Consider the following 19771-nt stretch of genomic DNA (forward strand, 5'->3'; position numbering starts at 1 on the left):
GAGATTTAACTTTAATATCCTTTTCTTATGAAAGAGCCTTTAATCCCGTAACTCCACATACGATAAGAGCTACACTAATCAAACGTGCCTTACTTTTTGATTCACCAAACAGAAACATATTTAATAAAACAGCTCCTGCTGTTCCAATGCCAATCCAAACCGCATAAGCTACACTTACTTGTAAGAACAAGAAAGATGTGTATAAGAATGCGAAGGAAGTTGCAAATCCACCCATATAAATCGCTCCATTTGCTAACGTCTTATCTTTACTATACATTTTAAGGCCTATCACACCGACTATTTCACTAATTGCAGCACAAAATACGAAAAACCAACCCATTTTTAAGCAGCTCCTTCCATAGTTTCTTCCGCGGTTTCTTCTTTATTATCAGCCAATTTTAAACCGATAACGCCCGCTACGACCATCACAATAAAGAATAGTTTTCCTACACTGAAACTGCCGCCGAAAAGGAATACATCCATTAGGAAAGTACCTACCGTACCAGCTCCGGCAAACACAGCATATACAGTCCCTGTTGCAAGATGTTCGCACGCTTTCGATAGGAAGTAAAAATCAACAGCGATAACTCCTACAATAATGACCCAATGCCACCAAGTATGAGCTGTATTAAAACCAAACACCCAAAAGACTTCAAAAATACATGTTAATATGACATATAACCAAGCTTTATTTTTCATATCTCTCACCTTCTATTATTTAATGACTGACCGTCAGTCATTTTTAATTTAAAAAATACAATCTCACTCTAACTACTATTTAAAAAACCAATATCATCCTCATTTATCCTTATATTTGTTCCGTTATTAAGCTAACTACATATAAAAGTTGCTTATCTACACCCTTTCACAGAAAAAAATGACTGAATGTCATTCATAAACATTCTACATGACCAATTGATAAAGTGTCAACACCCGGATTCTATTAACCCAAAAATATTTTAAATTTCTTAAATCCACATGAATATTTCTTAATAATCTGTTAATAATGGTAGTAACATAATATTTTCTCCATTCCCCCCTTGGAGATCCCTTTGAATCGAGCAGTTGCTTTTAGCTAACTGCTCTTTTTTAATTTATCGGTACATTATAATAAAATACTCATAGATAAATTCCAAAACAAAGACCTGTACTCCCTTTTCAACATGCAACAAAGAACGAAATATTTTGTACGCTATTTACTTTTCAACGAGTCTTTGTATGCAATAATTTTATTTTCGAGCATCTTCTCTGTAATTTCTAAGTTTTCTCTTTGAGTTCGAATAGATTTTTTATGATTTTCTAACAGTTGTAAACGAGCTTCGGTTGTATGCTCCCCTTCTAAATATAATCTAGCATATTCTCTTATTTTCGCTATCGGCATTTGTGTTTGTTTTAATTTCATTACAAACTGCAACCACTTTATATGTGACTCTTCATACAATCTATTCCCATTTGCATCGCGATTTGCTATTAATATGTTCTCCTTTTCATAATAACGTAATGTATGTGTGCTCACTCCTAATAATTTAGCTACCTCGCTAATTGTGTACATAACCATACTCCCTCCGCACGCCATTTACGCTCATATATTTTACTGCCTTATCCAAATTATAAAAAACATTTGACTTAGAGTATACTCTAACAAATACAATCTAACCATGATAAATTAATTTGAATTTAGGAGGCTTTTATATGAAATATACTGTTATTACTGGTGCTAGTTCAGGAATTGGCTATGAATCCGCTTTAGCCTTTGCATCTCGCGGAAAAAACTTAATACTTGTAGCTCGAAGACAAGCAGAATTAGAAGAATTAAAATTGAAAATTAACGAAATGCATCCGGAATTGGATGTTGTCATTCGAAGAACTGATTTATCAGTCACTGAAGAAGTTTATAAATTTTATGAAAGTCTACAAAGTTTTCAAATTGAAACGTGGATTAACAACGCAGGTTTTGGTAATTTCGCCTCAATTGCTGAACAAAATTTAAACAAGATAGAAACGATGTTGCATGTAAATATAGAAGCACTAACAATACTATCTTCCCTTTTCGTTCGAGATTATTCAATGACCGAAGGAACACAGCTTATTAACGTTTCATCAGGCGGTGGATACACGATTGTTGCTGATGCTGTTACGTATTGCGCTACGAAATTTTATGTAAGTGCATTTACAGAAGGACTATCTCATGAACTGAAAGAACAAGGTGCAAAACTACAAGCAAAAGTTTTAGCTCCTGGTGCAACTGAAACAGAATTTGCGAAACGTTCATTTAATATTGATGAGTTCCAATATGATAGTGTTGTACCAAAATTCCACACTGCAAAACAAATGGCACAATTTATGCTCGACCTTTATGATAGCGATAAAGTTGTAGGGCTTGTCGATGGTTCTACTTATAACTATGAGCTTAAAAATCCCATTTTTAATTTTGCAGTGAGACAAACGAATTCAAATTCTTAACAACATCTCATTTCTGATTAAAATATAGATACCCACTATTTCTTAAATAATAGTGGGCCTTTTTTCTCTCTAAAAATTTCACCCCACATACCGTATCATCGCCACCTCATCACAATAATCAACTTTTGGACAATGTCTACAATCAATCCACACTTTTTCTGGCAATGCTTGTCTATTCACAAAATCAAACCCGCACTTTTGAAAAAATTCTGTTTCATATGTTAAAGAAATTACCCTGTTCACTTTTATCTTTTCCGCCTCATTCATTACATGATTCACTAACTTACGCCCTATCCCTTTTCCTGCATATGTATGCGAAACTACTAACGATCGTACTTCTGCGAGATCCTCTCCTAACACATGCAAACCAGCAACTCCAACGACTTCCTCCCCTTCTTTCATAACATATAAACATTGTAAATATTGATAGAGAGACAAAAGAGAACGCGGCAAAACAATTCCTTCTTTTGCATACATTTCAATGAGATTATAAATTCCTTTCACATCACTTGTAACCGCATTAAAGATTTTCATATTATATCCCCTTGCCCCAGTGTTAATATTTATAACATTATATGAATTTTAATTCATAATTTCATATAATAATACATCTCTCTTTTCTCTCCGTCAATCACTTTTCTGAATTTTATCCCGCATTAACGGGCAGTAAGACTCCCACCTCAAAATTCGGCTGAAGCAAAGAAGGTAGGTGGGAGTCGGGCTGCCCCTAAACGCCCGATTGGTGAAGGCTAATAATCAGTGGTGGATGAACAAAACCCCCACTGATTAAAGTTTCACTTTACACAAACAAAAAACCAAGCAACTTAATCGATGCTCGGTTCCTCATTTCGTATCGGCAATACCGTCGAATATTTAATTTCACGAAGTGCTAAACTCGTCTGTATCCGTGTAATACCAAGCTTGTTCAACTTTCTAATAAACTGCTCCAGTTCTTTACGATCACGATTCGCAACTTTTAATAAATAATCATACTCTCCTGTTAAACAGTGACATTCTAACACTTCAGGCATAGATTCTAATTCTCGTTCTAACACTTCCAGCTTTTCATACTGATGAATATTCGTACTCATAAAAATGAAACATAATAAATCAAATCCAAGCTTTTCTTGATTTAAAATTGCTACTTGCTTATCAATAAAACCTTCCCCATCTAACCTTTTTATTCGTGCATGCATCGCAGCTGGAGATAAATTAACACGGCGTGCTAGTTCTGCATTACTTACTTGTGATTCTTTCTGCAATATATCTAAAATTTTCACATCCAAATCATCAAGCACTTTAATAACAGATGACTCCATCAAAAATCCCCCTTTTTTCTTACCGACGATTATTCGAAGAAACATCTCATAACTTATATAAAACTGAATGTTTTTCTGCAAATAATATTTCTAACGAAACATTTTATCGAGTTTTTACCATTATACAAAAGAATATATTAGATAATAAAGAAAAATGCTAAAATTATTTACAGTTCATTCTTATTTCAACAAAGGGGTTTTTAGCATGCCTTATTTTTACGTCTTTTTACTATTATTAACAAGCTTATTATGGGGAGGAAATTTTGTCGTTGGGAAATCACTTGTCGATCATGCGTCTCCGATGACACTGACAAGTTTAAGATGGATGATTGCGATTGTTTGTTTATTACCACTCGTATGGTTTAAAGAGAAGAAAATTATTCCACCGCGTGCTGCTATAATCCCGTTAGTAATTATGGGAATTACAGGCGTCGCTCTTTTCAACATTTTTCAATTTTTAGCATTAGAAAAAACATCCGCAACGAATGTAGGTCTTATTTCTACATTGAACGCTATTTCAATTGCATTATTTTCTGTGCTGTTTCTAAAAGAAAAAGTAAATACGCTTCAAATTCTTTCTATGATTCTTTCATTTTTTGGGGTCATCCTCGTTCTTTTAAAGGGAAACTTTGCTCTTTTATTTTCACTACATTTTAATAGCGGAGATTTATGGATGATTGCAGCAGTTTGTATTTGGGGCATTTATTCTGTTTGTAGTAAATGGGCGACAAAAACAGTTACACCGCTAATGGCTACATTATATTCTGGCATTTTTGGTGTCATTTTATTGCTTCCATTTAACATAGGTAGCTTCACTGTTTCCAATATCAACTCTTCCTTCATAACATCACTTTTATATACAGGACTCATTTCAACAGTACTTTGTATGGTGTTTTGGAATATTGGTGTACAGAAATTAGGCGCTACTACATCGGGGATTTTTCTAAATTTCAATCCAATTTTCACAGCTATTTTAGCATTTATTTTCCTTGGAGAAGAACTAACATGGATTCAAATTTTCGGGACAATTATCGTCGTTACAGGGTGCTATTTATTCTCTCATTTTAAAACTGTTTCTCCTCAGACGACTAGAACTTTAGTACGAAAGCATTCTTAATGAAAAAGCATCGCCACCAGAGTGGCGATGTTTTTATTTACCTTTCATTTCTTTCACATACTGTTTTTCTTCTTCTGGCGATAAACGTTCTGTTGCCTTTCCGGTATCACCACCTTGAATTTCCCACAAAAAGTTATGCTCCTCAACCGTCTGTGAAAAATCCCCTTTCTCCCAACGCTCTAAAGTAGAAAGTAGCTTTGATTTATATTTAAAATTAGTACTGCTTTCTACTGCGTTCTTCGCACTACTAATTTCCTTATTTGTCATTTCGATAAATCCCCATTTCTCAGAGGATTTCACTTTTTGATGTACCATCCTATGCATTGTAGAAATAATTTCATCTTCACTAACTTGTGGCTTCTCTTCCTTTACTTTCTTCTCCTGTTGATCCATTACTTTTTGTACTTTAAGGCTCTTCTCCTCCTCCTCTATATAATTAAGAAGTTTAGTAACACCGAATACAGCTCCTACCGCAATTACAATCATTGTAATTGTCCCTATTATCCATTTTTTCATATTATGTACTCCCCATTCCCCCTAATAATTACATAAACAAATGGAATCGCCTGCACATAGTCGATTCCATTTGTTTCCTTATTTCATTTTAAGCCTTCATCGCTTCTCGTACAATGTAACTGTCCACATATTGCTTAAATTTCACGATTTTTCCATTTTCAAGCTGCCACACATGAACAAATTCCGCCTCAAATGATTTTCCCGTCTCTTTATAAACTCCTGAGTAAACACCTTCAGCAATAATCACATCTTTTCCGTTTACTTCATGGTACGTCTTTACACTCGCTTTATAATCATCCCATTCTGATCCTAAACGACTAAATACATTTTCCATTATAGCTTCTGTACCTATATACGTTCCGCCGTACGGAAAACCTTCTGCCTCTGTCCATTCCACTTTTTCAGAAAATGCTTCCGCTAAATGTCTTGCATTCGAAGAAGCTGATCCTTCATACGTGCTTTGAATAATTTCTAAATTTGTTTTTTGCTTCATTATTTTTTCACCCCAAACGCGTTTGCCGCTACAACAAGTCCAATTTCTAACGCTTTAACGTTCGGGAACCGCTCCTTTATTGCCGTTTGAATTTCTTCACTTGAAGGATTTCCTGCAAGAACTTCATCAAATGCAACTAAATATTTACGAGTATGTTTAATCGCGTCTGCTGTATTTGGTACGTCATAATCACGATGCCCCGCTACAACAATTTCAGGATGAAGATTTTCAAGTTCACTTAATGTTTCTAACCATTTATGACGAGCTTCAGCATCTGTTTCTAACGTCCATACGAAAGTATTGTTATAAACGATATCGCCTGTAACAACGGCTTTTAATGATGGAATCCATACATAACTATTATTCGGTGTATCACCTTGCAAACCACCTTTAATGATTAAATCATTTCCCTCTAAAATCAATTTCTCTTCTGTTAATTCCTCTGGAACAATTGGTTGATGAGGAACATTATGCCCAATAGATGGTTTCCACTGTTCCACTTTCTTCTCAAATGTGTTACGAATATCTTCAACAGTATTCCGTAATGCAACAATCTTCGCTTCTGGAAATGCTTCATGTAATACATTTAATCCAAAATAGTGATCTGGATGGAAATGAGTCACATAAATATGAGTTAAATTCTTTCCTGTTTCAATAATTTGAGCTGCTAAACGGTGCGCATCACTTAATAAAAATTGTGCATCGATAAGAATTGCATTTTTTTCTCCGTATACAATTGTGGATGTAACTTGAAATGCTTGCTCAGATCCTGTAAAAACCTCTAAATGTAATTTTGACATGTTATTTCCTCCACTTTTTATTTACTCTTTTATATTCCTTTATTCTTTAAGCTTTATTCTAGTTGTAACTAAGTTAGTTACAACTAGAATAAAAAAATATACGAATCATTTTATTACTAATCGACTTGATGTAATCATTATAGTTACACCAAGTCGTCAAGTCAACACTAAAAAAATAAAATTTACTTCGTTTTCATTACTTTCTCTTTTAAGAAGCGATCTACATATCCTTCTGCTTTTACAACGAATAAATACGCACCCATTGATAATAATGCAAGATCTAATTCATATCCCGGATTCTTTCCATCTCCTAATAAGCCTGCTGCTCCATTTACCTTTACGATAGCTCCAGCCAAAATAAGAGCGAATAACAATCCTACATATCTCACGCCTAAACCGATAATTAATAATATACCACCAACTAATTCAACTGTTGCTACGCCATATGCAAGACCACCTGGTAAACCGATGCTTGTAAACCATCCTGCTACGTTATCTATACCTGATTGAAACTTTGCTAAACCGTGTGCAAAAAAAGTAACTCCTAATACGATACGAATAATTAAATTACCAATATATTGATTCATTCTGAACTCTCCCTTTTTGTTTTGTTATGGTGAACATTTATTCACAAGACAAAACAATACGGTATTTCTTTTCATTCGTCAAATGCTTTTTTAAAGAAACCAAAAAACATTATCCTTTTTGCAGATAATGTTTTTTATAAAATAGTGCTAATTCAAGCTTTCGCTCTATTACTTAGAAAAAAGTTGAAAATTTTTCCCAGCACCTATATAAGACAATAAAGACACATCTTCTTCCATCACCATTCCAACAACATTCACTTTCCTATCTTCAGGTAAATCATTTATAACTATTTGCATTTCACCAGCATATCTACCGTACAATTCATTATCAATTGTAATACTGCCTCGTTTTCTTGAAATTGTATTCATCGGTTGTAATGCAACTTTATTTTCTTCGCGCGATTCTACAGAACGAATTACATCACGAGCCGGATCTAACCTATTTGTATGCAATTGCTCTACCACTTTTAATACTTCACTTGCATTTATAAATGACTCATATCGCACTGGAATAATCCCACCACTCGCACTCGAGATTTCTTGTACACTCTCTAGGCTCCCGCTTATATCTCCAATTAGCACTTTATCAACAGCACAATCTTGCACAAGTTCTAAATAAGCTTCAAGCGGCCGCATATAGCGGTGTTTTTCTAACGTCGGTAAACCTTCATATAATGGACCGCGTTTTTCACCATCTCCCGAAATAAATGCCATCGTTTTTATTCCGCACTCATGTAAATACTTATTTTGTTTTTGCAAAAACGACTTTGCTAATCCTGTTTCTGGACGCGGATAAAAATTATGCCACGCTTCTACTCGATCTACTCGTATATTTTCCGCAAGTAACTCTTTCCAAAATGATTCTGTAATCGTACTCGCATTTAAAGCTACCTTCATCTTATGAGATACACGTGCGATTTCTTTTGGCGTAATACCGTAATCCATTCGAAAACCAGTAATGCCCCACTCCAATAATTCTTCCACATTTTCATACGTTATTCCTAAATGGTTTAACGACTTCGGGGAGACATCAACCATTAATTCCATTTCATTTTCGAGAGCTTGCTTCCCAAGTATTTGAATTAACTCCTTATACGTATTCGGATCATCTTCTGGAATGTGAAGAGATGTAAAAATAGATGAAAATCCGTTTTCTTTCGCTAGTTTTAACCATGCTTCTTGTTTCTCTACGCGCTCTTTTGAAAGATAAATTGAAACTCCTATCATATGAATCTCTCCTTCTATTAATATAAAAAAAGAGAAAGGAATCCCTTTCTCTATATGTTTTCTGCCATTTCTTCTTTAAAGCCGAAGAAGTACGTAAAGATGAATCCGAACGTATATGCCACTACTAATCCAAGGAAATATAATAAATATTTATTATCAGCAATTAACGGAATTAATGATAATCCTGATACACCTATTCCGAGTGAAGCCGTTTTCATAACAGCTTGGAATGCACCACCGACAGCCGCTCCTAAACAAGCAGTAATAAACGGTTTCCCAAGTGGCAATGTAACCCCGTATAATAGCGGTTCGCCAATTCCTAAAAATCCTACTGGTAATCCACCTTTAATCACATTACGAAGGCGTTTATTTTTTGTTTTCACATAAATCGCAATTGCTGCTCCTACTTGCCCAGCGCCAGCCATTGCGAGTACTGGTAATAAAGGCGTTACGTGCGTTTGATTAATAAATTCCATATGAATCGGTGTTAAACCGTGATGTAATCCGACCATTACGAGAGGTAAAAATGTTCCGGCAAGCACAGCTCCAGCAAATGCTCCGCCAACATTTAAAATTGCATTAATACCGCTTGTAATACCATCAGATAAGAAGCCTGCTACTGGCTGAATCGCTAACATCGTTACTATACTTACAGCTAATACAGTAATGAGTGGTGTTACGATAATATCAACTGCATTTGGCACAGCTTTTCGCACTCGTCTCTCAACTACAACCATAAGCCATGCTGCAAAAATAACTGCAAATAATCCGCCCCGTCCGGGTACGAGCGCTTCACCGAATAATTTTACATTCGCCATCGCTGGGTTGAAAATTAAAATACCTGCAATTGCCCCAAGAACTGGTGTCCCGCCAAATTCTTTCGCTGTATTCCAACCGACTAAAATTCCTAAGAATGTAAAGATACCGCCGCCAATAAGTAGTAGCATTTGTAGCCACGTTGCATTCGGATCAGCACCTGCGTTTTTCGCAAAGTTAGCAACCCCATTTATAATTCCTGACGCAACAAGCCCCGGAATTAGCGGAATGAAAATACTTCCTATTTTTCTTAAAAAGTTTTTCACTGGTGTATTATTTTTCTTCTTAATCTCTGACTTCATCTCTTGCCCAAGATCTTCAAGGTGATGATCTGCCACCTCACCAATTCGCAGTCCCGTTAAACCTTCCATCTCAGCTGCTACTTTATTTACTGTCCCTGGTCCAACAACAACTTGAAGCGTCTCATCTTCAATAACGCCCATAACCCCTTCAACCTTTTTCAAAAGGTCCATATTCACTTTACTTTCATCATGAAGCGTTAATCGCAGTCTCGTCATACAATGAGCAATGCCACGAATATTTTTTACTCCCCCAAGTTGCTCTGAAATCTCTTTGGCCATTCTCTCTTCTTTCTTCATAATAGAATCCCCCTCCCCAAAGTTTAAAGTGCTTTCTTCACAAATCCTTTCGCACCTTTTAATTTTTCTAGTGCTTCCCCATATTCACACTGTAGTAATATCATAACGATTGCAGCTTTCACATTTCGATCTGCTTTCTCATAACACTCTGTAGCTACTTCATAACTAGCGCCTGTCGCTTCAACAATAATTCGTTTTGAGCGTTCTACCAATTTTTCATTTGTAGATTGAACATCTACCATTAAGTTTTTATATACTTTCCCTACACCAATCATAGACGCTGTAGAAATCATATTGAGTACTAACTTTTGCGCTGTGCCAGCCTTCAACCGTGTTGAGCCTGTTAATATTTCTGCGCCTGTTTCCACTTCCACATTTAGTTTTGCATATTTACTTATTTCAGCATTTTTATTACAGGAAATACTAGCTGTACTTGCTCCCACGCTACTTGCATATTTCAATCCGCCAATTACATATGGTGTTCTACCACTTGCTGCAATTCCGATAACTGTATCTTTCTCATTCAACCCAATGCTTTTTAAATCTTCTTCTGCTAACTCTTCGCGATCTTCGGCACCTTCCACCGCCTTAGTAAACGCTTTCAATCCACCTGCTATAAATCCTTGCACCATTTTATCATCTGTTCCAAATGTCGGGGGACATTCTACTGCGTCTAAAATGCCTAAACGGCCACTCGTACCAGCCCCAATATAAATTAAACGGCCTTCTTCTTCAAAAGACTTAGTAACAATTTGTACAACCTTTTCAATTTCTTCTATTTCATTTTCAACTGCTAACGCAACAGTTCGATCTTCTTCATTCATACTTTGTAACACTTCTTTTATACTCATCTCATCTAGATTCATCGTTTTCTCATTACGGTGTTCTGTCGATAAATTCTCTAACATATTGCCACCCTCTTCGAAATTATATTTCACACTTTTATTATAACTTTAAGAAACTAAAAATCAATAACTCTTTCTTATTTTATGAAATAAAATTTCACGACATGACATATTTGTGTCAAAGATAATAAAAAAGATGAGTCTCCCCATCTTTTCTTCTACTTCAATTTCCGTAACCGTAATGCTTCTTCTCTCGTCTCCATAAATTGATCTAATACTTTATTACCAATTCGATTGAAAGTAATCACGTATAAAGCATCAATCATATTCAGTTGCGTCATTCTCGAAGCAATACTCGCAATGCGATGGTCTTGCTCTACATCTGGCATACAAAGGCGAATGTCTGCCGCTTTATATAACGGAGATGATTGGTCTAGCTTCGTAATCGCAATAACTGTAGCCCCTCGCTTCTTCGCATATTGCGCCATTTCAAGTACATCTTTCGTACGACCAGAAGTTGAAATCGCAACAAATATATCTCCCTCTTTTAAATTCGTGACGAGTGGCAACATCATATGAAAATCAGATAGCATCATCGCTGTAAATCCGAGCCTTGTAAATTTATAAGCCCCGTCCATCGCCGGAGTAGCCGATCCGCCTACTCCGTAAAATATAATTTTATCCGCATTTACAATACGATCTGCAGCTTTCTCAAGTTCCTTTTTATCTATCGCAGTAACACTCGCCTCAATTGCAGCTTTATTCACATATGTAACTTTATTAAACAAATCGTACGGTCCATCTTCCGTATTCATCACTGAAAAATCATTAATATTATAATCAGCAATCGTTAATTCACGAACGAGCGCTATCTTAAATGTTTTAAAGCTTCCGATTCCAATCGATTTACAAAAGCGAACAACACTCGCCTCACTTGCACCTGCATTCGTTGACACTTCTTTCGTCGTTAAATTCGGAACAATCTCAGCATTCTCCATTATGTACATGGCCACCTTCTTTTCAGCTGGTGAAAATTGATCCATACTACTTTCAATTTTAAATAGTAATGTTGAAGCTTTCACTATTTAACCTCCACTTCTTACGGTTGCGTATATTCTCTAATATCATTTGTATCATATAGATAAAAACCATCATTGCCAGGTGGATGGTGAACAATTACAGTTCGATTCCCTTTTTTATATGACGTTATTTCACCTTCAGATCGCTGTTTTTCCCATCCATGTATCCAAATTGCAAAGTCAGGTACAAAAGCAGTGTACTTATAGTCTTTCGGGTTTTCGTCTTCTACATAGGAAGAAAAAATAGAAACTGGAAAATTTTTCACTTTTGACTCTTTCCATGCAGTAAATGGTATACATAGTGCAATAAGTATGATTACACCTATAACTTTCCCCTTTGTAATCTTCACACTTCCCTCTCCTTGTCATATCACATACATAGATTTTATCATAATTACAATCCATTCATGCTACATGACCACTGCATTTTGCAATAAGAAAAGAGCTTACCTACATCAGATAAGCCCTTCCTCTCTATACAAAATACTTCTTCAAAAGCGGCGGCGTAATAATTGTCGTCAATATAACAACAATGACAATCGCTGTGAAATTTTCTTTCGCTAACAAATTCGCCGCAAGTCCATTTGCTGCAATGATAAGCGCTACTTCCCCGCGCGACACCATTCCCGCACCAATACTAATAGAAGATTGTAAGTTAAACCCTGTTAATCTTGCTCCTAAACCTGATCCGATTAACTTTGTAAAAATTGCGATGAGCGTCATAATGATAATGAACCAAAGTTGGCTTCCGATACCTTGAAATGTAATTTCCATTCCAATACTTACGAAGAAAACCGGTACGAATATCGCGTAAGCAATCGGTTCAATTTTATGTTCCACTTCATGCTTATACTCTGTTTGCGAAATCGCAATTCCTGCTGCAAATGCCCCAATAATACCTGCGATTCCCATCATTTCACTGTAATACGAAAAAGAGAAACAAATAATAAGTGCAGCACTAATTAACGCTTCTGTTACGCGAAGTGGTACGAGCATTTTCATAATCCACGGAACAACTTTCCAAGCGATGAAAACAATACTTACAAAAAAGATGATTTTCTTTGCAATGACTAGCGTTACATTTACATCTTGTGTGCCTAAAAAACTCATGACAAACGCTAATAAAATAACGACAATTACATCATCAAATACAGCTGCACCTAAAATCGTCGTACTTTCTCTCGTATTCATTTTCCCTAAATCTCTTAGCGTTTGAACAGAAATACTAACCGATGTGGCACAAAGTAATAACCCTAAAAAAATCGCATGCGACTGTAACATTCCAAAAGCAAGCCCTGCTAAATACCCACCAAGGAATGGGAAAATAATTCCTCCCATCGCTACTGCGAATGCAGATTTTAAATTACGATTTAACTCTTCTAAATCAGTTTCGAGTCCTGCCATAAACATAAGTAGCAAAACACCGATTTCGCTAAGCTCATCAATAAGTTCTGAACTATTAATAATACCTAGCACAGCCGGACCGATAATAATACCAACGATTAATTTACCAAGTACAGAAGGCTGGCCGAGCCTAACGCTAATATCACCAGCTAATTTCGTACAAAGTAAAATGACGACAAGTTCAAAATAAAATAACATAACATCTTCTCCTACTTTATAAAGTGAATCTTTAATCAGTGGGGAATTTCCCCATCCTCACTGATTATTAGTTAAACCAATCGGGCAGTTAATGCGGGATAAAGTGAAACTTTAATGAGTGTTTTTGTCACTCTGTTAACCCTCGTCCATTCCTGCAAGTAGTTTCCCCTATTCATTCGAATATTATTTGTCACATTTTTATTTGACAAAATATTCTGAATTATAATAAAATTAATCCAGAAATTTCAAAAAACTACATACCATAACTGTACCTTTATTCACTGACGTACTCTTTTCCAATGGATTCACACTATTCGCAGTTATGGAGATGAAAAACGGGAGGAGAGTCCAAAGTGAAGTCATTATTACGAAAAAAAGCGCTTAGTACTGAATCACCACGACAGCTAGATAGAACATTAACGGCACTCGATTTAACGTTTTTAGGAATCGGCGCCGTAATTGGGACAGGGATTTTTGTATTAACAGGTATCGTAGCGGCAAAACATTCTGGCCCTGGTATTATGTTATCATTCCTTATTGCTGCATTTACTTGTGCTTGTGTAGCCTTTTGTTATGCCGAATTTGCTTCTTCTATTCCTGTCTCAGGAAGTGTGTATACTTACGCATACATGACAGTCGGAGAAGTTGTCGCCTTTATCGTTGGTTGGTGTTTAATGCTCGAATATTTACTCGCTGTTGCAGCGGTAGCTGTTGGCTGGTCTGGATACTTACAATCATTGCTTCAAGGGTTCAATATACACCTTCCCACCATTATTTCCTCGGCCCCTGGTACAGGAAAAGGTGGTCTCATTGATTTACCAGCTGTTTGTATTTTACTTCTCATTACTGGGCTTTTAAGTTTTGGTATACGCGAAAGCGCACGCATTAATAATGTTATGGTCCTTATCAAATTAGCAGTTATTATCGCCTTTATCGTAGCAGGTGCAAAATATGTAAAGCCTGAAAATTGGACACCGTTCATTCCATTCGGGTACGACGGTATTATTACCGGAGCTGCCACTGTCTTCTTCGCCTTTTTAGGTTTTGATGCAATCGCAACCGCGGCAGAGGAAACGAAAAAACCGCAGCGTGATTTACCAATTGGCATTATCGGTTCCCTTCTTATTTGTACAGTTTTATACATGATCGTATCTTTCGTTTTAACAGGCATGGTTCCTTATACGCAATTAGACGTTTCTGATCCAGTTGCATTTGCACTACATTTCGTTGGTGAAGATACTATTGCGGGGCTACTTGCAGTAGGTGCGATGACAGGAATGACAACCGTTCTTTTAGTCGTTATGTATGGACAAGTTCGTGTTTCTTATGCAATGAGCCGAGACGGCTTACTCCCAAAAGCTTTATCACGCGTAAATAAAAAAGTGAAAATCCCTTTATTAAATACATGGATTACTGGAGTATTTGCAGCTTTATTAGCAGGACTTTTAGACCTACATTTACTAGCGAATTTAGTAAACATCGGTACGTTAACAGCCTTCACATTCGTTTGCTTTGCTGTACTTATTTTACGGAAAACTCATCCTGATTTAAAACGAGGCTTCCGCACACCACTCGTACCTGCACTACCGGTTGTCGCTATTCTTTGTTGTTTATATTTAATGACTAATTTGTCCAAAACGACATGGATCAGCTTTTCATTTTGGCTTATAGTCGGTTTATGCGTATACTTCTTCTACTCTAGAAAACATAGTCATTTAGCTACTAAAAATGATGAGAAAAAAGAAGTATAAAAAAATAGCTCGCCTATAATAAAGGCGAGCTATTTTCATTAACGATTGTAAAACGAAAAATATACCGATCAACTTTTGTATACTTATCCCGCTATTTGCCGGGCAGTAAGACTCCCACTGATTAAAGTTTCACTTTATTCTCCCTTACTTCGTCTCTTTCTTTTTCTTTCTCCACGCGTTTACACTATCAAAGAAAAAGTTAATAAATAGCGTTCCTAATCCCGCTAATAAAAATGTCATTAAAAATAGAATCCATATACTTTTATCTTTTAATAAATAATATCCTACAAGGAGCACAACGGCGATCCATACATATTCAAGAATTCTTTTTAGCTTTTTCTCTTCCAAATTATTCGCTCCCTTTTTCTATACTACTTTTAGTATAACAAAAAAGAAGCCTATCATGATAAGCTTCTTTTTCTTATACCTTATTTGTTGATGCTTTTTTCAACCAGTGAAATAGCGTACTCTAACGTACGATTCATCGTTTCTACCTGTGCATCTTTTACTTTCACATCTTTTAATACAGCTTCTGCAACTGTAATTTTTTGACTCAATGATCTCACTGAACCGTCCGTTACATTCGCAGCTTGTGCTTTTTTCACTACTGCTTTTGCAGATTCAATAGTCACTTGTAATTTTTCTTTCGGTGTTTTTGGCTGTTCTTCTGCTACCTTTGATTGTACAAATGTTTGATTTGCTGTTTTTAATTCATTATACGTTTGAACAATTTGTTCTCCTGTACTTGCTATATTCTCAAACACTTTCTTTGCATTGTCATAACTTCTTTGTAATTCGTTAAAAGCTGCTTGGGAATACTGACCTGGTTTTTCACCAAATTCATAAGTACCAGCTAACACTTCTTTCACTTTTCCACTCTCTTCATATAACGCATTTACTTGCTCTAATTTTGTACGATTAGAAAATTCGTTATATGCTGCTAATACTTCTGAAGAACTTAATGCTTTACTATATAATTTTGCTAACGCAATTTGTCCATTTAACGGAATGCCACCATTTCCATTGCTATCTGGATCTGCACCAAGTGCAAATGGTACGTTCGGGTGATATACTTTCCCTTGAGCTGGCTGACTATTTACTTTTTTACCATCTACATAAATTGCTACTTCACTTCCATTATACGTTCCTGTTAAATGATACGTTTTGTTTGCTTCTAATTGAACACCTACACGTTTATAACTTCCGCCAATATGAGCCCATAATTCTACATATCCACTTCCTGTAGACTCAAAACCAATTCCACCGCTCTCTGTATTTTGCAAAATGCCTTGTCCGCGAATTTCATTCATTGAAAATACAGTTTCTAATGTAAATGAATTTGCTACTTTTTCTTTTTGTGTTGCTGAAAATGGAAGATACCCAAATGTATTTGCTTTTCCATTTAATTTCATTACATTTGTTTTCAACGCTTTATCATATTCAATAGATACATTTCCTTTCACATCACCTTTTGTTCCAAACGGTGAGTTATCTTTAAATGTACCATCTAAGAAATTCACATCAAAAACGTCTGCCTTTGGTACTTTCACATTCGGATCAATATTATCTTTTTTCGTTATGATTTCTGCAGTTAACGGTTGCGCACTTTCATTGCCAAACGAATCAATCGCAACTACTTCAAGTGTATATGATTTCCCGCCATCTAATCCTGCCAGTGTAAATGTAAGTTCTTTCGGCACTGGATCACGATAAAACTCTGAGAATGCTAATAACTTATTTTTAATCTCACCTGTTTGTTTATCCTTCGCTTGTACACGATAAGAGTGAACAAGAAGGTTGTCCAACGCTTGCGGGAATGTTACTGTTGCCGCATTTTCCGTTACATTTGATACTGACAATTTCGTATCTTTCGCAAAAGATGGCTTTTCTTTATCACGATCTTCTACATGCGTAAATGTTTCTTTCTTTGATGGTAATTTAATTTTCCAAGGTTCACCTGTCCAAGAATTCGTATGGAAGTCGCGGCGATTAATCGTTACTTCTTTATCATCCACTTCTACTAATAGACCTTGGCTTAACGTGCTAGCTCCTGACGGGATATTTCCTTGTACTTTACCACCTTCAACTTCCATATAACTTACAGAAGATGTTCCAACAGACGTAAAGTCTTTTTGATGAATCGATCTTGGATCATCTAACGGATAATGCGAATGACCTGAAAACGTAATGACTTGTGGATATTCTTTTAATACCGCATTAATTTTCGCACTATCTTTCGTTCCCCATTCTTGGCTACCGTACACTGTATCTTTAATATGTTGATGTAAAAACACAAAAATCGGTTTTTCTGGATCATCTTTTTGTGCCTTTGCCATTTCTTCTTTTAACCAATTAATTTGCTTGTCCGAATAATAGCCATGTGTTGTCCCATCCTCTGGAGACATAACAAGGAAATGATACCCTTTTACCATCTTATGATAATAAACCGATTCCATTCCTGTCTTTTCTAAGAAACGCTTCTGTGCTCCCTCTACAGATAAGCCGTTCCAATAATCATGATTACCTAGAGAATTCATTCGTACCGCATCTTTATTTGCATTTTCGTTATACACTTGCATGAAACGATCATATTGCTTTACTGAACCCGAATCAGTAAAATCACCTACAATGACAAACGCATCTTGCTTTGGTGCAAGCGTATTAAATTGCTCAATCGCTCTTTTCCAGCGGAACGTATCATCTGTTCCACTATCTTTAATATGCACATCACTTACAACTGGGAAAACGATTTTCTTCTCACTTGGTGCCTTTTCTTGCTTTTTCTCTTCCGCTTTAACCGACGTACTCCACGGTAATGATACAAATGCCAATACAAACACCATTAATAATCCAATAAGACCTTTTACTTTTCGTAAAGCAGTTCTTTCCACGTGAATCCTCCTCATAATAATTGATTCATTACAAGGGCTATTTTATCTTAAACATATTAATATCGTTTAAATAACAAATGAATTTTATTAGATTTTTGTAAATATACAGTTAATTAAGTGTTAAGTCCAACATTACTCGTACTATTGTATACAACCACCTTTTGTCTAAAAGAGTCTGATCCTTCTTTTCCCATGTCTATTCACATATAATCTTTTCTATAACATTAATGATAAGTTAAGCTGTAAGCCTATTAGACAATCTTAATTTTAAAAATTTTCTTCTTTTCTTAACACATCGGCCATGCTTCTACATTTAATAGTAGTAAAAGACAACTTAAAAAGGAGGGGTTGTATTGAAGAACAAAAAAAATATTGGCTGTTTCGCTCCTTTATCTATCATTTGTCCAGACCCTTGTCCACCGCCCCCTCCTCCAAATCCAAGTTGTGAGCGAGTAACAAATGAATTTGCAGGGAATTTCCTCATAACTAACAACACCATTCCCTCTACCAAAGATGCACTACAATCAATGATACTGTGGCAAAGTGATGGGATACTACTTATATCAGGTACTGTCTCGGTTTACAATAGTACTAGCAGCACTGAAGCAATTACAATTCAAATCATTGGAGCAGTAACCAATATTTTCACTGTGTTTCCTGGCAATACAATATCTTACACAGGTAAAGATTTAAAATCCGTTAGTATTATTAATATACAAAATAATCCTTCACTATATTTAGAAGGCAAGTACTGTTGCCAATTTACATGTTGCTTATAGAATACCAATTTTATTACTTCCTCAATTTTAAAAAAGCATACCATTTACGGTATGCTTTTTTTATGAAATCGGATAACGTACTGTAATACAAAACTCGCCTTGATTAACAGTTGTTCCTGTCGTAGTAATTCGGACAGTAGTAAAATATCGTACAGTGAAAGTACCACTACTTTGTGGTTGTACAGTAATTGTATCAACTACTGTAGCACCGACTAAAAAATCAACTGTAATGGGATTCGCGCCTACATCATATTTCACATAACCTGAACCATATACTTCTTGTGTAATATTATTCGTATATACAATTTGAGTACCAGCACCTGTAATAGACCAGTCTGTACATACTTGATCTTGCACAAGTGTTTTATTAGAACAACAAGACAAACCGGAACTTCTCATTCCCATTTCGATCCTCTCCAATTCTACTATGAAAGTGGATAACGTGTTGTAATACAAAATTCTCCCTGATACGTTCCACCAGGTGTTGCAGGTAACACAACTTGTATACTAGCAAAGCGGCGATACGTAAAAGCGATACTCGTTCCTGGGTTTAATGTTTGTGTATCAATTGTAGCCCCAGCAGAATCAAGCGCTTCTACAGTAATTGGACCTGGACCAACATCATATTTAACAAAACCAGTACCAACTACATTTTGGTTAATATTATTTGTATAAAGAACATTATCAATTGCTGTTGCAACTACAGTAGCAGACCACGGACTACACACTTTATCTTGCACATAATTTTTATCTGGACAGCAAGTTAATGCTGACCCTGAGCACTCACAAGACATAGTTGTTTCCCCTCTCTCTTTTATATTCCCTATATGTGTATGTCCTTCAGAGTCTTTTGCCTGTACTATTCATCCATTTTCAAAAAATAATCC

Annotated in this window: 23 protein-coding genes; 4 read left to right on the forward strand and 19 right to left on the reverse strand. The window is 35.9% G+C overall.

Annotated elements, in window-relative coordinates; genetic code table 11:
- Positions 1-25: 25 nt before the first annotated feature.
- The 3 genes from MKX66_RS15600 to MKX66_RS15610 all read right to left on the reverse strand — a co-directional run bounded on the left by MKX66_RS15600 (position 26) and on the right by MKX66_RS15610 (position 1552).
- Positions 26-340, reverse strand: a complete 315-nt coding sequence (locus MKX66_RS15600) for a DMT family transporter (protein ID WP_326997029.1) — start codon at positions 338-340, stop codon at positions 26-28.
- 2 nt (positions 341-342) lie between these two features.
- Complete coding sequence (locus MKX66_RS15605) at positions 343-699, reverse strand: DMT family transporter (RefSeq protein WP_002010813.1); 357 nt, start codon at positions 697-699, stop codon at positions 343-345.
- A gap of 493 nt (positions 700-1192) precedes the next feature.
- Positions 1193-1552 (reverse strand): MerR family transcriptional regulator, encoded by a 360-nt coding sequence (locus MKX66_RS15610; RefSeq protein WP_002087388.1) that lies wholly within the window; start codon positions 1550-1552, stop codon positions 1193-1195.
- Between the two features lie 140 nt (positions 1553-1692).
- On the opposite strand from MKX66_RS15610, the gene MKX66_RS15615 reads away from it, so the two are divergent.
- Positions 1693-2463, forward strand: a complete 771-nt coding sequence (locus tag MKX66_RS15615) for an SDR family NAD(P)-dependent oxidoreductase (RefSeq protein ID WP_326997028.1) — start codon at positions 1693-1695, stop codon at positions 2461-2463.
- Positions 2464-2541: 78 nt separating this feature from the next.
- Here MKX66_RS15615 and MKX66_RS15620 read toward each other — a convergent pair whose 3' ends face one another.
- Together MKX66_RS15620 and MKX66_RS15625 are read right to left on the reverse strand one after the other, a co-directional pair.
- Complete coding sequence (locus tag MKX66_RS15620) at positions 2542-2997, reverse strand: N-acetyltransferase (RefSeq protein WP_326997027.1); 456 nt, start codon at positions 2995-2997, stop codon at positions 2542-2544.
- Between the two features lie 290 nt (positions 2998-3287).
- Positions 3288-3782, reverse strand: coding sequence for an Lrp/AsnC family transcriptional regulator (locus MKX66_RS15625; protein ID WP_002188423.1), 495 nt, complete (start codon positions 3780-3782; stop codon positions 3288-3290).
- A gap of 205 nt (positions 3783-3987) precedes the next feature.
- On the opposite strand from MKX66_RS15625, the gene MKX66_RS15630 reads away from it, so the two are divergent.
- Entirely contained in the window at positions 3988-4899 is a 912-nt protein-coding gene (locus tag MKX66_RS15630; RefSeq protein WP_256485645.1) for a DMT family transporter, read from the forward strand.
- Positions 4900-4932: 33 nt separating this feature from the next.
- Here the strand turns inward: MKX66_RS15630 and MKX66_RS15635 are convergent, their stop codons facing one another.
- The 10 genes from MKX66_RS15635 to MKX66_RS15680 all read right to left on the reverse strand — a co-directional run bounded on the left by MKX66_RS15635 (position 4933) and on the right by MKX66_RS15680 (position 13463).
- Positions 4933-5415 carry a PRK06770 family protein gene (locus MKX66_RS15635; RefSeq protein ID WP_002087394.1) on the reverse strand — a complete coding sequence of 161 codons (483 nt, stop codon included), beginning with the start codon at positions 5413-5415 and terminating at the stop codon, positions 4933-4935.
- 88 nt (positions 5416-5503) lie between these two features.
- On the reverse strand, positions 5504-5908 hold the full coding sequence (locus MKX66_RS15640) for a nuclear transport factor 2 family protein (protein ID WP_341086658.1): 405 nt from the start codon (positions 5906-5908) through the stop codon (positions 5504-5506).
- Positions 5908-6708 (reverse strand): MBL fold metallo-hydrolase, encoded by an 801-nt coding sequence (locus MKX66_RS15645; protein WP_341086659.1) that lies wholly within the window; start codon positions 6706-6708, stop codon positions 5908-5910. Before MKX66_RS15645 ends, MKX66_RS15640 begins: the two co-directional genes overlap by 1 nt.
- 182 nt (positions 6709-6890) lie before the next feature.
- A complete protein-coding gene (locus MKX66_RS15650; RefSeq protein ID WP_001077751.1) occupies positions 6891-7295 on the reverse strand; it encodes a DoxX family protein in 405 nt (134 codons plus the stop codon).
- Positions 7296-7463: 168 nt separating this feature from the next.
- On the reverse strand, positions 7464-8522 hold the full coding sequence (locus MKX66_RS15655) for a DUF871 domain-containing protein (protein WP_341086661.1): 1059 nt from the start codon (positions 8520-8522) through the stop codon (positions 7464-7466).
- Positions 8523-8572: 50 nt separating this feature from the next.
- Positions 8573-9937, reverse strand: coding sequence for a PTS transporter subunit EIIC (locus tag MKX66_RS15660; protein ID WP_002029962.1), 1365 nt, complete (start codon positions 9935-9937; stop codon positions 8573-8575).
- A 23-nt stretch (positions 9938-9960) separates the two neighbouring features.
- Positions 9961-10845: an N-acetylmuramic acid 6-phosphate etherase gene (murQ, locus tag MKX66_RS15665; protein ID WP_326997023.1), complete on the reverse strand. Its 885-nt coding sequence runs from the start codon at positions 10843-10845 to the stop codon at positions 9961-9963.
- Between the two features lie 155 nt (positions 10846-11000).
- On the reverse strand, positions 11001-11864 hold the full coding sequence (locus tag MKX66_RS15670; RefSeq protein WP_326997022.1) for a MurR/RpiR family transcriptional regulator: 864 nt from the start codon (positions 11862-11864) through the stop codon (positions 11001-11003).
- Positions 11865-11881: 17 nt separating this feature from the next.
- Entirely contained in the window at positions 11882-12211 is a 330-nt protein-coding gene (locus MKX66_RS15675; RefSeq protein WP_341086662.1) for an outer surface protein, read from the reverse strand.
- 124 nt (positions 12212-12335) lie between these two features.
- Complete coding sequence (locus tag MKX66_RS15680) at positions 12336-13463, reverse strand: cation:proton antiporter (RefSeq protein ID WP_002010790.1); 1128 nt, start codon at positions 13461-13463, stop codon at positions 12336-12338.
- Positions 13464-13816: 353 nt separating this feature from the next.
- Here MKX66_RS15680 and MKX66_RS15685 point away from each other — a divergent pair, with 353 nt between their 5' ends.
- Positions 13817-15214 carry an amino acid permease gene (locus MKX66_RS15685; RefSeq protein ID WP_341086663.1) on the forward strand — a complete coding sequence of 466 codons (1398 nt, stop codon included), beginning with the start codon at positions 13817-13819 and terminating at the stop codon, positions 15212-15214.
- A gap of 144 nt (positions 15215-15358) precedes the next feature.
- Here MKX66_RS15685 and MKX66_RS15690 read toward each other — a convergent pair whose 3' ends face one another.
- Positions 15359-15562, reverse strand: coding sequence for a hypothetical protein (locus tag MKX66_RS15690; protein ID WP_000391506.1), 204 nt, complete (start codon positions 15560-15562; stop codon positions 15359-15361).
- A gap of 80 nt (positions 15563-15642) precedes the next feature.
- On the reverse strand, positions 15643-18105 hold the full coding sequence (locus MKX66_RS15695; protein WP_326997019.1) for an FN3 and LamG domain-containing metallophosphoesterase family protein: 2463 nt from the start codon (positions 18103-18105) through the stop codon (positions 15643-15645).
- A gap of 353 nt (positions 18106-18458) precedes the next feature.
- On the opposite strand from MKX66_RS15695, the gene MKX66_RS15700 reads away from it, so the two are divergent.
- Positions 18459-18884, forward strand: coding sequence for an S-Ena type endospore appendage (locus tag MKX66_RS15700; protein ID WP_002087412.1), 426 nt, complete (start codon positions 18459-18461; stop codon positions 18882-18884).
- Positions 18885-18944: 60 nt separating this feature from the next.
- Here the strand turns inward: MKX66_RS15700 and MKX66_RS15705 are convergent, their stop codons facing one another.
- Both MKX66_RS15705 and MKX66_RS15710 read right to left on the reverse strand, forming a co-directional pair.
- Positions 18945-19289 (reverse strand): DUF3992 domain-containing protein, encoded by a 345-nt coding sequence (locus MKX66_RS15705; RefSeq protein ID WP_000525803.1) that lies wholly within the window; start codon positions 19287-19289, stop codon positions 18945-18947.
- A 20-nt stretch (positions 19290-19309) separates the two neighbouring features.
- The gene (locus MKX66_RS15710; RefSeq protein ID WP_002087413.1) at positions 19310-19678 is read right to left on the reverse strand and encodes a DUF3992 domain-containing protein; all 369 of its coding nucleotides are present in this window, start codon (positions 19676-19678) and stop codon (positions 19310-19312) included.
- Between the last annotated feature and the right edge of the window lie 93 nt (positions 19679-19771).

Source organism: Bacillus sp. FSL R9-9530 (genome assembly GCF_038008145.1).
GTDB classification, from domain to species: domain Bacteria; phylum Bacillota; class Bacilli; order Bacillales; family Bacillaceae_G; genus Bacillus_A; species Bacillus_A mycoides.